This is a genomic window from Hungatella hominis (assembly GCF_014288005.1).
GTDB classification, from domain to species: domain Bacteria; phylum Bacillota; class Clostridia; order Lachnospirales; family Lachnospiraceae; genus Hungatella; species Hungatella effluvii.
Genome location: NZ_JACOPB010000005.1, coordinates 59,058 through 73,413 on the forward strand (window position 1 = coordinate 59,058; position 14,356 = coordinate 73,413).

At 50.3% G+C, this 14,356-nt stretch carries 13 protein-coding genes; all 13 read left to right on the forward strand.

The window, feature by feature from the left end; all coding sequences use genetic code 11:
* Positions 1-123 precede the first annotated feature (123 nt).
* Positions 124-1,491: a DUF512 domain-containing protein gene (locus H8S75_RS12790; RefSeq protein ID WP_187021969.1), complete on the forward strand. Its 1,368-nt coding sequence runs from the start codon at positions 124-126 to the stop codon at positions 1,489-1,491.
* Complete coding sequence (der, locus tag H8S75_RS12795) at positions 1,484-2,812, forward strand: ribosome biogenesis GTPase Der (RefSeq protein WP_025529311.1); 1,329 nt, start codon at positions 1,484-1,486, stop codon at positions 2,810-2,812. Before H8S75_RS12790 ends, der begins: the two co-directional genes overlap by 8 nt.
* Before the next feature lie 2 nt (positions 2,813-2,814).
* Positions 2,815-3,450 (forward strand): glycerol-3-phosphate 1-O-acyltransferase PlsY, encoded by a 636-nt coding sequence (gene plsY / locus H8S75_RS12800; RefSeq protein ID WP_187021970.1) that lies wholly within the window; start codon positions 2,815-2,817, stop codon positions 3,448-3,450.
* Between the two features lie 17 nt (positions 3,451-3,467).
* The gene (locus H8S75_RS12805) at positions 3,468-4,472 is read left to right on the forward strand and encodes an NAD(P)H-dependent glycerol-3-phosphate dehydrogenase (protein WP_187021971.1); all 1,005 of its coding nucleotides are present in this window, start codon (positions 3,468-3,470) and stop codon (positions 4,470-4,472) included.
* Between the two features lie 143 nt (positions 4,473-4,615).
* Positions 4,616-5,857: an ABC transporter substrate-binding protein gene (locus tag H8S75_RS12810; protein ID WP_187021972.1), complete on the forward strand. Its 1,242-nt coding sequence runs from the start codon at positions 4,616-4,618 to the stop codon at positions 5,855-5,857.
* A 121-nt stretch (positions 5,858-5,978) separates the two neighbouring features.
* Positions 5,979-6,860: a branched-chain amino acid ABC transporter permease gene (locus H8S75_RS12815; protein ID WP_025529313.1), complete on the forward strand. Its 882-nt coding sequence runs from the start codon at positions 5,979-5,981 to the stop codon at positions 6,858-6,860.
* A 9-nt stretch (positions 6,861-6,869) separates the two neighbouring features.
* The gene (locus tag H8S75_RS12820; protein WP_187021973.1) at positions 6,870-7,964 is read left to right on the forward strand and encodes a branched-chain amino acid ABC transporter permease; all 1,095 of its coding nucleotides are present in this window, start codon (positions 6,870-6,872) and stop codon (positions 7,962-7,964) included.
* Between the two features lie 2 nt (positions 7,965-7,966).
* A complete protein-coding gene (locus tag H8S75_RS12825; protein WP_187021974.1) occupies positions 7,967-8,725 on the forward strand; it encodes an ABC transporter ATP-binding protein in 759 nt (252 codons plus the stop codon).
* A 12-nt stretch (positions 8,726-8,737) separates the two neighbouring features.
* The gene (locus H8S75_RS12830) at positions 8,738-9,448 is read left to right on the forward strand and encodes an ABC transporter ATP-binding protein (protein WP_187021975.1); all 711 of its coding nucleotides are present in this window, start codon (positions 8,738-8,740) and stop codon (positions 9,446-9,448) included.
* A gap of 16 nt (positions 9,449-9,464) precedes the next feature.
* The gene (locus H8S75_RS12835; RefSeq protein ID WP_187021976.1) at positions 9,465-10,427 is read left to right on the forward strand and encodes a CPBP family intramembrane glutamic endopeptidase; all 963 of its coding nucleotides are present in this window, start codon (positions 9,465-9,467) and stop codon (positions 10,425-10,427) included.
* Between the two features lie 152 nt (positions 10,428-10,579).
* The gene (gene spoIVA / locus H8S75_RS12840) at positions 10,580-12,055 is read left to right on the forward strand and encodes a stage IV sporulation protein A (protein ID WP_187021977.1); all 1,476 of its coding nucleotides are present in this window, start codon (positions 10,580-10,582) and stop codon (positions 12,053-12,055) included.
* A gap of 104 nt (positions 12,056-12,159) precedes the next feature.
* A complete protein-coding gene (locus H8S75_RS12845) occupies positions 12,160-13,761 on the forward strand; it encodes an MBL fold metallo-hydrolase RNA specificity domain-containing protein (protein WP_187021978.1) in 1,602 nt (533 codons plus the stop codon).
* Positions 13,762-13,779: 18 nt separating this feature from the next.
* Complete coding sequence (gene rnhA, locus H8S75_RS12850; RefSeq protein ID WP_187021979.1) at positions 13,780-14,256, forward strand: ribonuclease HI; 477 nt, start codon at positions 13,780-13,782, stop codon at positions 14,254-14,256.
* Positions 14,257-14,356: the final 100 nt, after the last annotated feature.

Genomic DNA, 14,356 nt, shown 5'->3' on the forward strand with positions numbered 1-14,356 from the left:
CGACACAATGCGTCAATAGCAATTCTTACATTTCATGGAAAAAAACAAAAAAGGCTTTCTTTACAAAGATTGATAATATTGTTATGATAGAGAAGATAAAACAGAAGGGAAACAACAGAAAATATGAGCAGAAAAGGACATAAAATAGGGGCTGTGGATCCTGGGTCCATCGCGGAGGCGCTGGAACTGGAGCCTGGCGACTGCGTGTTGTCGATAGACGGCCATGAGCTGGAAGACATTTTCGATTATGAATATTATATGAACAGCGAATCTATCGTCATGGAGGTCAGAAAGGCCGACGGCGAAGAGTGGGAGCTGGAGATAGAAAACGGATATGAGGACCTGGGAATCACCTTTGAGAACGGCCTGATGAGCGAGTACCGTTCCTGCCGGAACAAATGCGTGTTCTGCTTCATCGACCAGATGCCGCCGGGAATGCGCGAGACGCTGTATTTTAAGGATGACGATACCAGGCTGTCCTTCTTGCAGGGCAATTACGTGACACTGACCAACTTAAGCGATTACGATGTGGAACGCATCATTAAGTTCAAGCTGGCTCCCATCAACATCTCGGTGCAGACGACCAATCCCGAACTTCGCTGCGAGATGCTTCATAACCGTTTTGCCGGACAGGCATTAAAGCGGATCGATGAGCTTTACGAAGCAGGAGTCCCCATGAACGGCCAGATCGTCTTATGCAAGGGCTTAAATGACGGGAAGGAGTTGGAACGGACCATAAGAGACTTATCGAAGTATCTGCCTTATATGGAGAGCGTTTCCGTGGTTCCCGTCGGGCTCTCCAAGTTCCGCGACGGACTCTACCCGCTAAAGCCCATTGAAAAGGAAGATGCTGCTAAAACCATCGACTTGATCGAGCGGTGGCAGAAGAAGCTCTATGAGGAACACGGGACCCATTTTATTCACGCCAGCGACGAGTTTTACATTCTGGCGGGACGTCCGCTGCCGGAGGAAGAACGGTATGACGGATACATTCAGCTGGAGAACGGCGTCGGGATGCTGAGGCTCCTGGAAGAGGAGGTTGAATCCGCGCTTCAGGAACTGCAGGGAGACAGCGTGGAGGAGGAGATTTCCATTGCCACCGGACAGCTGGCGGCCCCGTTCATTGAGCGCCACGTGAATTCCATCCGCAGGAAATATCCGAACTTTACGATTCACGTGTACCCGATCAGGAATTACTTCTTCGGGGAGCAGATCACAGTGGCCGGGCTGGTCACCGGGCAGGACCTGATCGGCCAGCTTAAGGATAAGCGTCTGGGATCGAGACTGCTGCTTCCGGAGTGCATGTTCCGCAGCGGCGAAGAGGTGTTTCTGGACGATATTACCCGCGCCGAATTACAAAAAGCTTTACAAGTAAAGGTAGATATTGTAAAATCAAGCGGTCAGGATTTTGTACAGGCCGTACTTCATCCTGTGGAAGAGGGAAGCCCTTCCTATGAAGGATACGAGTTAAAGGAGATTTCATATGAGTAAACCAGTTGTTGCCATCGTAGGCCGTCCCAATGTCGGGAAGTCTACGTTGTTTAATGTATTGGCCGGAGATACGATATCCATTGTTAAGGATACTCCCGGTGTTACAAGAGACAGAATCTATGCCGACTGCACGTGGCTGGACAAGAATTTCACCCTGATTGATACAGGCGGAATCGAGCCGGACAGCAGCGACATCATCCTGTCCCAGATGAGAGAACAGGCGGAGATCGCCATCGCGACTGCGGACGTCATCGTCTTCATCGTGGATGTGCGCCAGGGCCTGGTGGACGCGGATTCCAAGGTTGCGGACATGCTGCGCAAGTCCAAGAAGCCGGTCGTTCTGGCTGTCAATAAGGTGGACAGCTTCGAGAAGTTCGGCAATGATGTATACGAGTTTTATAATCTCGGCATCGGCGATCCGGTTCCGGTTTCGGCTGCTTCCAGACTCGGCCTGGGCGAGCTGCTCGACGAGGTGGTCAAATACTTCGGCGAGAGCACAGAAGAGGAAGAGGAGGATGACAGACCGAGAATTGCCATCGTCGGTAAGCCCAACGTCGGCAAATCCTCCATTATCAACCAGCTGGTGGGAGAAAACCGTGTGATCGTATCCGATATCGCGGGAACCACGAGGGACGCGGTGGATACGGAGATCGTGCATAACGGGACGGAGTACGTCTTTATCGACACGGCCGGACTTCGCCGGAAGAGCAGGATTAAGGAAGAACTGGAACGCTACAGCATCATCCGTACAGTAACCGCGGTGGAACGCGCGGATGTGGTGGTGGTGGTAATTGACGCCACAGAGGGTGTGACAGAACAGGATGCCAAGATCGCCGGCATCGCCCATGAGCGCGGAAAGGGAATCATCGTTGCCGTGAATAAATGGGATGCTATCGAAAAGAACGATAAGACTATTTACGAATACACCAATAAGATTAAGGATACGCTGGCCTTCATGCCATATGCGGAGTACGTGTTCATCTCGGCGAAGACGGGACAGAGGACGAACCGCCTGTTTGAGCTGATTGACATGGTGAGACAGAACCAGACGCTTCGCGTCGCCACGGGTGTGTTAAACGAGATCATGACAGAAGCGGTAGCCTTACAGCAGCCGCCGTCGGATAAGGGAAAACGCCTGAGACTCTACTATATTACACAGGTAGCGGTGAAGCCGCCGACGTTCGTCATTTTCGTCAATGATAAGAATCTGATGCATTTCTCCTACACGCGGTATATCGAGAATAAGATCAGGGAAGCCTTCGGCTTCAAGGGAACCTCTCTCAAGTTTATTGCCAGAGAGCGCAGCGGAAAGGAACAGTAGGTATGGAAAGAATCATTTGTCTGGCAGCGGGCTATTTATTTGGCCTGCTTCAGACCGGCTATATTTACGGCAGGCTGAATAAGATTGACATCCGTAATTACGGAAGCGGCAACTCAGGGACGACTAATGCGCTTCGCGTGCTGGGAAAGAAAGCGGGAGCGGTTGTCTTCTTCGGAGACTTTTTGAAGGCGTTTATCCCCTGTATTCTTGTCCGGATCCTTTTTAGGGACCGGCCGGAGATCGCCTGTCTGCTGGTACTCTATACCGGTCTTGGCGTCATTCTGGGACACAACTATCCGTTCTATCTGAATTTTAAGGGCGGAAAAGGAATCGCGGCCACCGCCGGTCTCATCGTAGCCCTGGACTTACGGCTGATGGTGGTGACTCTCCTGGCCTTTGTCCTGGTTGTGGCTGTGACGAGGTTCGTCTCACTGGGATCGCTGGTGGTAGCCACGATTTTTCTCGTGTGGATGATTGTTCTGGGTAGTAACGGCAGCTTTTCTGTACAGGCGGGATATCTTCCTGAGTTTTACATAGTTGCGGCTGTGATCAGCGCCCAGGCATTCTGGCGCCACAGGGCCAATATTGTAAGACTGGTTCATGGAAATGAAAACAAAATAAGTTTTGGTAAAAAATAAAAACGAGGTGAAGTATCATGGCAAAGATTGGGATTGTCGGTTCAGGAAGCTGGGGAATCGCTTTGGCTGTTCTCCTGTATAACAACGGTCATTACGTATCCGTATGGTCGGCGCTGCCGGAGGAAATTACGGAGATGAAGACGACTGGGCGCCATCACACTCTGCCGGATCTGGTTCTTCCGGATGGTATGATGTTTACGGAAAGCCTGGAGGAGGTCATGAAGGATAAGGACGTGCTGGTTACCGCCGTTCCTTCCGTCTATGTTCGCTCTACAGCACAGAAGATGAAGCCTTACTGCAGAGAAGGGCAGATTATTGTAAATGTGGCAAAGGGAATTGAGGAATCGACGCTTAAAACGCTTTCCGAGATTCTGGAGGAGGAGCTTCCCATGGCGGACGTCGCGGTTCTGTCGGGACCCAGCCACGCGGAAGAGGTGAGTAAGGGGCTTCCCACCACCTGCGTCGCAGGCGCCCACAGCAAAAAGACTGCGGAGTACGTTCAGTCCGTCTTCATGAGTGAGGTGTTCCGCGTCTACACCAGCCCGGATATGCAGGGAATCGAACTGGGCGGATCGCTTAAGAATGTCATTGCCCTGGCCGCCGGTATTGCGGATGGACTGGGATACGGCGACAACACGAAGGCCGCGCTGATCACGAGGGGAATTGCCGAGATTGCCAGGCTGGGAACCGCAATGGGCGGTAAGTTCCAGACCTTCTGCGGACTGTCGGGAATCGGTGATCTGATCGTTACCTGCGCCAGCATGCACAGCCGGAACCGCCGCGCCGGAATCCTGATTGGAAAAGGGTATACCATGGAAGAGGCCATGAAGGAAGTAAAGATGGTGGTGGAAGGCGTCTACTCCGCGAAGGCGGCGCTGAAGCTCTCAGAAAAATATGAGATCGACATGCCCATCGTGGAACAGGTTAATGCAATATTATTCGATGATAAACCAGCCTCTGAGGCTGTAAAAGGCCTGATGCTGCGGGACAAAACCATCGAGAGCTCAGACCTTCCATGGTAAAATATGGATGGAAGATTGAATTTTGAAAGAATATCTGGAAATTAGTTGACATTTTAAAAAAGCCATCTTATTATAGAGACTATGTATATATAGTCATAGGAACTGTATATATGAATTTCAAAATTCAAGAGGAGGAATGAATTATGAAAAAAACAACAAAGAAGCTGGTAAGCCTTGGCCTGGCTGCCGCTATGGCTGCATCCTTAACTGCATGCGGCGGCAAGAGTGACAATGGCGCGACAACGGCAGGCACAGCGGAAACGACAGCTGCCGCGGATGCCGGAGCAGATGAGTCAACAGCAGCAGCTGACCAGACTGCAGGAGGTTCCTTTAAGATCGGCGGAATCGGACCGATTACCGGAGGAAATGCTATTTACGGACAGGCCGTTATGAACGGCGCTGAACTGGCAATCAATGAGATCAATGCGGCCGGCGGTATCGGCGGAGCACAGATCGAGTACAATTTCCAGGATGATGAGAGCGATACAGAAAAAGCAGTCAACGCTTACAACACATTAAAGGACTGGGGTATGCAGATGTTAGTCGGTACGGTTACTTCCGCACCGTGTATCGCTGTAGGCGCAGAGTCCAGCAATGACAACCTGTTTCAGCTGACACCGTCAGGTTCTGCTGTGGACTGTGCAAAGTTTGACAATCAGTTCCGTATCTGCTTCTCCGATCCGAACCAGGGTGCTGCTTCGGCCCAGTATATCGGCGAAAACAAGCTGGCTACCAAAGTAGCAATTATCTATGACAGTTCTGACGTTTATTCATCCGGTATTCATGACAAGTTCATATCAGAAGCCGCTAACCAGGGCTTTGAAGTGGTAGCTGATGAAGCGTTTACCGCTGACAATAATACGAACTTCTCCGTACAGATTCAGAAGGCACAGGACGCCGGTGCAGAACTGGTATTCCTTCCGATCTACTATCAGCAGGCTTCCTTAATTCTGGTGCAGGCAAAACAGATGGGATACGAACCGGATTTCTTCGGCTGTGATGGCCTGGATGGTCTTTTAACCGTGGAGAACTTTGATACATCACTGGCAGAGGGCATTATGCTGCTGACACCATTCGCTGCCGATGCGCAGGATGATTTAACAAAGAATTTCGTTACTACATATAAAGAGAAATACGGTGACATACCGAACCAGTTCGCCGCTGATGCCTACGACGCAGTATATGCGATCAAGGCTGCCGGAGAAAAAGCGGGCATTACTCCGGATATGGACGCTTCTACAATCTGTGACAAGTTAAAGGTATCCATGACAGAGGTTTCTGTTGACGGATTAACCGGCTTAGGCATGAAGTGGACCGCTGACGGCGAGCCGGAGAAGGCTCCGAAGGCTGTAAAGATCGTAGACGGCGTATACAATGCAATGTAAGTTTATCAGGTAAATACTGCTTGGTATATGACCCAATGGAGGGTCGTCCAGAGGACGACCCTCTTCTTTTCAAATCCAATACCCTCGCGGGAATAAACAACGAATGAGGTGCGATGATATGATGAGTTTCATATCCTATTTTATTAATGGTTTAAGCCTGGGCAGTGTGTATGCAATAATTGCTCTGGGATACACCATGGTATATGGTATCGCCAAGATGCTGAATTTCGCTCACGGCGATGTCATCATGATCGGAGGATACGTGGTATTCACCGTTGTCAGCACGATGGGGCTTCCACCGGCTGTTGGCATTCTTCTTGCTGTCATTATATGTACGGTTCTCGGCGTAACCATTGAAAAGGTCGCATACAGACCTCTCCGTATGGCTTCACCTCTGGCTGTCTTAATTACGGCAATCGGTGTCAGCTACTTACTTCAGAACATCGCGCTGCTCGTTTTTGGCTCCAATCCGAAATCCTTTACATCTGTTGTAACGATTCCGGCTTTGAAGCTTGCCGGCGGAAGACTGACGATTTCAGGAGAAACGCTGGTAACCATTGTCTCCTGTATCGTGATTATGATTGTACTGACCACGTTTATCAAGAAGACGAGGGCGGGACAGGCCATGCTGGCTGTCTCAGAAGATAAAGGGGCCGCCCAGCTGATGGGAATCAACGTGGACGGAACGATCGCGCTGACGTTTGCCATCGGTTCCGCATTAGCCGCCATCGCGGGCACCTTACTCTGTTCCGCATATCCTACCCTGACGCCGTACACCGGTTCCATGCCGGGAATCAAGGCCTTCGTTGCCGCCGTATTCGGCGGAATCGGCTCTATTCCGGGCGCTTTTATCGGTGGCCTGCTTCTGGGCGTGATCGAGAACCTGAGCAAGGCATACATCTCTTCCCAGCTTTCCGATGCCATCGTTTTCGCAGTCCTGATCATTGTACTTCTTGTAAAGCCTACCGGTATTCTGGGCAAGAAGATTAACGAGAAAGTGTAGGTGGGGGCCATGGGAAAAAGTGGAAAGACGAAGAGTCTGCAGATAAATAAAACAACAAGAAATAATTTAGTGACCTATGGGATTGTGATAGCAGCCTATATTATTGTAGAGATCCTTATAAATGGGGGGCATTTAAGCAGCCTGATGAAGGGCCTTCTGGTGCCGCTCTGTATCTATACAATTATGGCGATTTCTTTAAACCTGACGGTAGGCATACTGGGGGAACTGAGCCTGGGACACGCCGGTTTCATGTGTGTGGGCGCATTTTCCAGCTCTCTGTTTTCCATCTGTATGCTGGAGGCGATTCCCAGTGTGGGAGTCCGCTTTACACTGGCGATTCTGGTGGGCGCTGCGGCCGCGGCTGCAGCCGGCATCATCGTGGGAATCCCGGTGTTAAGGCTGAGAGGCGACTATCTGGCCATTGTTACGCTGGCATTCGGTGAGATTATCAAGAATGTGGTCAATGTCATATATTTGGGAAAGGATGCGAACGGCATCCATGTCTCCATCAAGAACGCCATGGCGCTTAATATGGCGGAAGACGGCCAGATTATCATGAACGGCGCCCAGGGCATCAACGGAACGCCTAAGAACGCCACGTTTACGGTGGGAATTATCCTGATCCTGATCACGCTGTTTATCGTCCTGAATCTGATTCATTCCAGATCGGGCCGCGCCATCATGTCGGTGCGCGACAACCGGATTGCGGCGGAATCCATCGGAATCAACATCACGAAGTACAAGCTGATGGCGTTTACGATATCGGCTTCTCTGGCCGGTGTTGCGGGAGTTCTTTATTCCCACAACTTATCGGCATTGACGGCGACACAGAAGAACTTCGGATACAACCAGTCCATCATGATTCTTGTATTCGTTGTGTTGGGCGGAATCGGCAATATCCGCGGTTCCATGATTGCGGCGGTGATCCTGACGCTGCTTCCGGAGCTGCTCCGCGGACTCAATACGTACCGTATGCTGATCTACGCCATCATCCTGATCGTCATGATGATTTTCAACTGGAGTCCGAAATTCATCGATTTCAGAAAACGTCATTCCCTGAGACGGTATTTCCATAAAAACACGGCAGATAAGGAGGTTTCATAGGCATGGCATTACTTGAAATTAAAAACCTCGGTATCTCTTTCGGCGGACTGCGCGCAGTGGATGATTTCAGCATAACCATCGAGAAGGGCCAGCTCTATGGCCTGATCGGACCCAACGGCGCCGGTAAGACGACGATATTCAACTTGCTGACCGGTGTTTATAAGCCCAATATGGGAACGATCCAGCTGGACGGCATGAATATCACGGGAAAGAAGACCATGGAGATCAACCGCGCGGGTGTGGCCAGAACCTTCCAGAATATCCGTCTGTTTAAGGAACTGACCGTTCTCGACAATGTAAAAGCGGGCCTTCACAACCAGTATTCCTATACAACCGTAGCCGGAATTCTGCGCCTTCCCAAGTATTTTAAGGTGGAGAAGACTATGGACGAGAAAGCGGTAGAGCTGCTGAAAGTATTTGATCTGGATAAGGAAAAGGATTACCTGGCTTCCAATCTGCCCTACGGCAAGCAGCGGAAGCTGGAGATAGCCCGTGCGCTGGCGACGAACCCGAAGCTTCTGCTTCTCGACGAGCCGGCGGCCGGTATGAACCCTAACGAGACGAAGGAACTGATGGATACCATCCGGTTTGTCCGCGATAATTTCGGCATGACCATCCTTCTGATCGAACACGATATGAAACTTGTCTCCGGTATCTGCGAGAAGCTGACGGTGTTAAACTTCGGTCAGGTGCTCGCCCAGGGCAATACGGTGGATGTGTTAAATGACCCGGAGGTCATCAAGGCATATCTGGGAGAATAGGAGGAGACAGGCATGGCAATACTGGAAGTTAAAAATCTGGAAGTATATTACGGCGTCATCAAGGCGTTAAAGGGCATATCCTTTGAAGTAAATGAAGGGGAGATCGTGGCCTTGATCGGAGCCAACGGCGCGGGAAAGACGACGACGCTTCACACGATCACCGGTCTGCTGAAAGCGGCAGGCGGTTCGATAGGCTTTGACGGACGCGATATAACGAAGGTCCGCGGGGACAAAATCGTCAGCATGGGAATGGCTCACGTTCCCGAGGGAAGACGCGTATTCGCGGATCTGACCGTGTTTGAGAATCTGAAGCTGGGCGCCTATACGAGGAAAGACAAGACGGAGATCGAAGAGACTCTGCAGATGATCTACAAGCGCTTTCCGAGACTGCTGGAGCGTAAGAACCAGCCGTCCGGTACCTTGAGCGGCGGTGAACAGCAGATGCTGGCCATGGGGCGCGCGCTGATGTCTCACCCGAAGCTGATCGTCATGGATGAGCCATCCATGGGTCTGTCTCCCATCTATGTAAACGAGATCTTCGACATTATTCAGGAGATCAACAAGTCCGGAACCACGGTGCTATTGGTGGAACAGAATGCCAAGAAGGCGCTCTCCATCGCTGACAGGGCCTACGTTTTAGAGACAGGTGACATCGTTTTAAGCGGTGATGCGGAGGAACTGATGAATGATGATTCCGTGAAGAAGGCCTATTTAAGTGAATAGCCAGAAGGAGCGGCAAATGAGCCGATTATGGGACAACAAACTTATTAAAAACAGATTTGGCCAGGTGCGGTCAGGGTGGATAATCCTGTTTGCAATGGCTGCTTTCTATATTCTGGCGTGGGGCGTCAGTGACCTTTTTATCAGGGTACTGAGACAGATTTTGATTGGCACGGGCGATATTAACCTGACTACAGGAGAATACTCCAGCCTGGTTGACTGGCTCGATGAGGTCTCACTGCCTGTCGCGATTCAGATGATTACGGATCTTATCATGCTGATAATCCCAATCGCCATATGGCGATTGGGGATGAAGCGCTCTGTCCGGGAACTGGGGCTTTCTTCTTTAGGGGGTAAGCAGAATCGAAAAGATGGGGCTTTTGGTATGATGCTGGGAGTTGTAAACTGCTCTGTTATTTTTCTCCTGGTTATTACAATTGGAAAGGGACGTGTCGTTTCCGATGGAATTAAAATTTCGGTGCTGGGTTTCTGGTGGCTGTTAACGTTTATTTTGGTTGGGGTTGCCGAAGAAGTGATGAACCGTGGATTTTTAATGGGTGTTTTGCGGCGTTGCCGCAATCTCCCTGCCATTATGGTCGTTCCATCTGTAATTTTTGGATTGATCCATCTGAGAAATCCTGGAGTAACATTTTTTTCCGTAACGAATATTGTACTTGTTGGGATACTTTTTTCCTATATGTTCATAAAGTCAGGTTCTATTTGGATGTGTATTGGATATCATATTACCTGGAACATCTTTCAGGGGCTTGTTTATGGGATGCCCGTAAGTGGTCTTCATGTACCAGGCATGATTACAACACAATATACTGAGAGCAATGTGTTAAATGGAGGGGCCTTTGGAATCGAAGGAGGTATACTGACCACCATAGTAACCTTGCTTACTTTTATAGGTGTCTGGTATTATTACAGAAATTCAAAGTATGATTTTGTGAATCAGTCAGAGAAGCCGGATGCATCTTAATGATTCATGAAAGAAAAGCCCCAGGGCCAAAAGGACCCGGGGCTTTCCTTATAAATGGGAAGTATATCAATCAAAAGATATCTTAAAAAGACTTGCTGGAATATTAAGTGATCCCCCGCATATATTATAACAGCACAGAAGGGGGTATCTTTATGGACAATTTTGATGTATACAGTGATATTAAAGCCCGGACCAATGGAGAGATTTATATAGGCGTTGTAGGACCGGTGCGGACGGGTAAATCCACCTTTATCAAACGGTTTATGGAACTGATGGTGCTTCCGGAAATGGTGGATGAGCATCAGAAAACACAGACGAGAGACGAACTTCCGCAGAGCGCGGCCGGAAAGACGATCATGACGACGGAACCAAAATTCATACCGAAGGAAGCGGCTGAGATACGGCTGGGCGATGAGATTGAGGCGAAGGTGCGGCTCATCGACTGCGTTGGATTTATGGTAGAAGGAGCGGCCGGACACATTGAAAACGATGAGGAGCGCCTGGTAAAGACCCCGTGGTTTGAATATGAGATTCCCTTTACGAAGGCTGCGGAGATTGGAACGAGAAAAGTCATCAATGACCATTCCACCATCGGTGTCGTTATCACGACGGATGGCACCATCGGGGAACTGAAACGCCCCAACTACATAGCCGCAGAAGAGCGGACCATTACCGAATTAAAGGAGCTTGGAAAACCGTTTATCGTCCTCTTAAACTCCGTTAGGCCGTATTCCGATGAGACCACGGCCCTTGCAAAGGATATGAGGGAAAAATACGGCGTGACCGTTATGCCGGTAAACTGTGAACAGCTGAAAAAGGATGACGTCTATCATATCCTGGAACGCGTGCTGAAGGAATTCCCGGTTACGGAGATGGATTTCTATATCCCCAAATGGCTGGAGATCCTGCCTGCAAGCCACTGGTTGAAATCCCAGATTATCCAGGCTGCCAAGGACATGGTGAAAAAGGTTACCCATATGAAGGATATCACGTCGGATCTGTTTGACGGTGCGGCCGAGAGTATCCGGGCCGTAAAAGTACAAAATATGAATATGGCGGATGGAAGCGTTTCCATGGGCGTGGACGTGGATGACAGCTATTATTACCAGATTTTAAGCGACTATGTGGGAATCCCCATCGAAGGCGAATACCAGCTGATGCAGACCTTAAGCGATCTTGCAAAGATGCGGGCGGAGTACGAAAAGGTGAACCAGGCCATGAGCCAGGTGCGCTTAAAAGGGTATGGCGTCGTGACGCCGGAACGCTCGGAAATTATCCTGGATGAGCCGGAAGTGATCAAGCACGGCAACAAATACGGCGTTAAGATGCGGGCGGAGGCGCCTTCCATCAATTTGATCAAGGCTCATATCCAGACGGAGATCGCCCCGATCGTAGGCAGCGAACAGCAGGCGGAGGATCTGATCGCATACATCAAGGAAAATGCCAGAGAGAGCGAGGAGGGCATCTGGAATACCAATATTTTTGGAAAGTCCATCGAACAGATCGTGGAGGATGGAATCTCCGCAAAAGTCTCCCAGCTTACGGAGGACTGTCAGTTAAAGCTTCAGGATACGCTTCAGAAGATTATCAACGACAGCAACGGAGGAATGATCTGCATTATCATATAAAATAAGCATGAACCGCAGAAGAGGAGGATGGGGTCTTTCACGAGGTTTTAATTTATGCTATAATAGGAAAATGACCGACAGAAGAAAAATAAGGAGGGCTTTCAATGAAATTAATGTTCATCGGTGCGGACCATGAGGTTACCGGCAGCTGCCACTATTTAGAAGCCGCAGGACTTAAGATTCTGGTGGACTGCGGTATGAAGCAGGGTGTGGACTATTTTGAGAATGCAGAGCTTCCGGTGAGCTATTCGGAGATCGATTACGTGCTCCTGACTCATGCCCATATCGACCATGCCGGGATGCTTCCGTTTATCTATGCGAGAGGGTTCCGCGGAGAAATTATCACCACCGAAGCTACAGCGGATTTGTGCAATATCATGCTGAAGGACAGCGCACATATCCAGGAATCAGAGGCAGAGTGGAAGAACAGGAAGGCCAGACGAGCCGGGCGGCAGGAAGAAGTGCCGCTGTATGAAATGAATGATGCGGTAGGGGTGTTAAAGCAGTTTAACCCCTGTAATTATGATGAAATAATAAAACTGGAGGAGGGCCTTACCATTCGGTTCACCGATGTCGGACATTTACTGGGGTCTGCCTCCATTGAGGTGTGGGTCACAGAGAATGATATCTCAAAGAAGATCGTATTTTCCGGAGATATCGGCAACAAGAACAAGCCGCTGATCCGGGATCCGCAGTATATTCAAAATGCGGATTACGTGGTAATGGAATGTACCTATGGCGACCGGCTTCATGGCCAGATCCCAGACCACGTTTCCATCCTCGCAGATATTGTCCAGAGGACGCTGGACCGGGGCGGCAATGTGGTGATTCCTGCATTTGCCGTGGGGAGGACGCAGGAGCTTCTCTACATGTTCCGCATCATTAAGGCGGAGCACATGGTGAAGGGCCACGACGGATTCGAGGTCTATGTCGACAGTCCGCTTGCCGTCGAGGCGACCAATGTGTTTAAAGAGAATTTGACGGACTGTTACGACGAGGAGACGAAGGCGCTCGTCGCGCAGGGGATCAATCCGATCTCGTTTGCGGGACTGAAGCTTTCTATTACCAGCGCAGAATCGAGAGATATCAATTTCGACACAAAACCAAAGGTCATCATCTCCGCGGCGGGCATGTGCGACGCGGGCCGGATCAGGCACCACTTAAAGCATAATTTATGGCGGCCTGAGTGTACCATCGTCTTTACGGGATATCAGTCCATCGGGACGTTGGGCAGAAGCCTGCTGGAAGGCGGCCGGGAGGTGAGACTTTTCGGTGAAACCATTCAGGTGGAGGCCCATATTGAGAAGATGGATGGAATGAGCGCCCACGCAGATATGGAAGGGCTGATTCAGTGGCTGAATGCATTTGAGGAGAAGCCAGGGGAAGTATTTCTGGTACACGGGAATGACGACGTGTGCGATTCGTTCGGGCAGGTTTTAAAGGAAGAGTATGGATATCAGGCGGAGGCGCCGTTTTCCGGCTCCGTTTACGACCTGGCCTCCGGCAGATGGCTGGAGCAGAGGGCCGGAGTCGTTGTGACGAAGACGGTGGAGACGGCGAAGCGGGCGGTAGGCGTCTATGCCCGTCTGCTGGCTGCCGGGGAGCGCCTGCTGTCGGTGATCCGCCACAACGAGGGCGGAGCCAACAAGGATCTGGCAAAGTTCGCAGACCAGATCAATTCGTTATGCGATAAATGGGACAGATAGCTAGGAGAGTGACATAAGATGGGAAAAGTACTATTGTTTACAGATGGAGCTGCAAGAGGAAATCCGGACGGACCCGGTGGTTATGGAGCTGTGCTTCAGTTCACGGATTCCAAAGGGCAGCTCCATGAGAAGACGCTGTCGGCCGGATATGTGAGAACGACCAACAACCGTATGGAGCTGATGGCTGCGATCGCGGGACTGGAGGCGTTAAACCGGCCCTGCGAAGTGGAGCTGTATTCGGATTCCAAGTATCTGACGGATGCATTTAACCAGCACTGGATCGATAACTGGGTGAAGAACAACTGGAAGCGCGGTAAGAGCGGCCCGGTCAAGAATATCGACTTGTGGGAGAGGCTTTTAAAAGCCATTGAACCCCACCGCGTCACCTTCTGCTGGGTAAAGGGACATGCCGGCCATCCGGAAAACGAGCGGTGTGATACACTGGCGACCACTGCCGCGGATGGGGACAACTTACTGGTGGATGAAGGCATATAAAACTTACGTATCTCTTACAATCTCTTACTAATTAACGTACCCTATTTCCTTTCTTTTTTATTTATGATATGGTAATTTTATCAAAGTATGTTAGGATGAT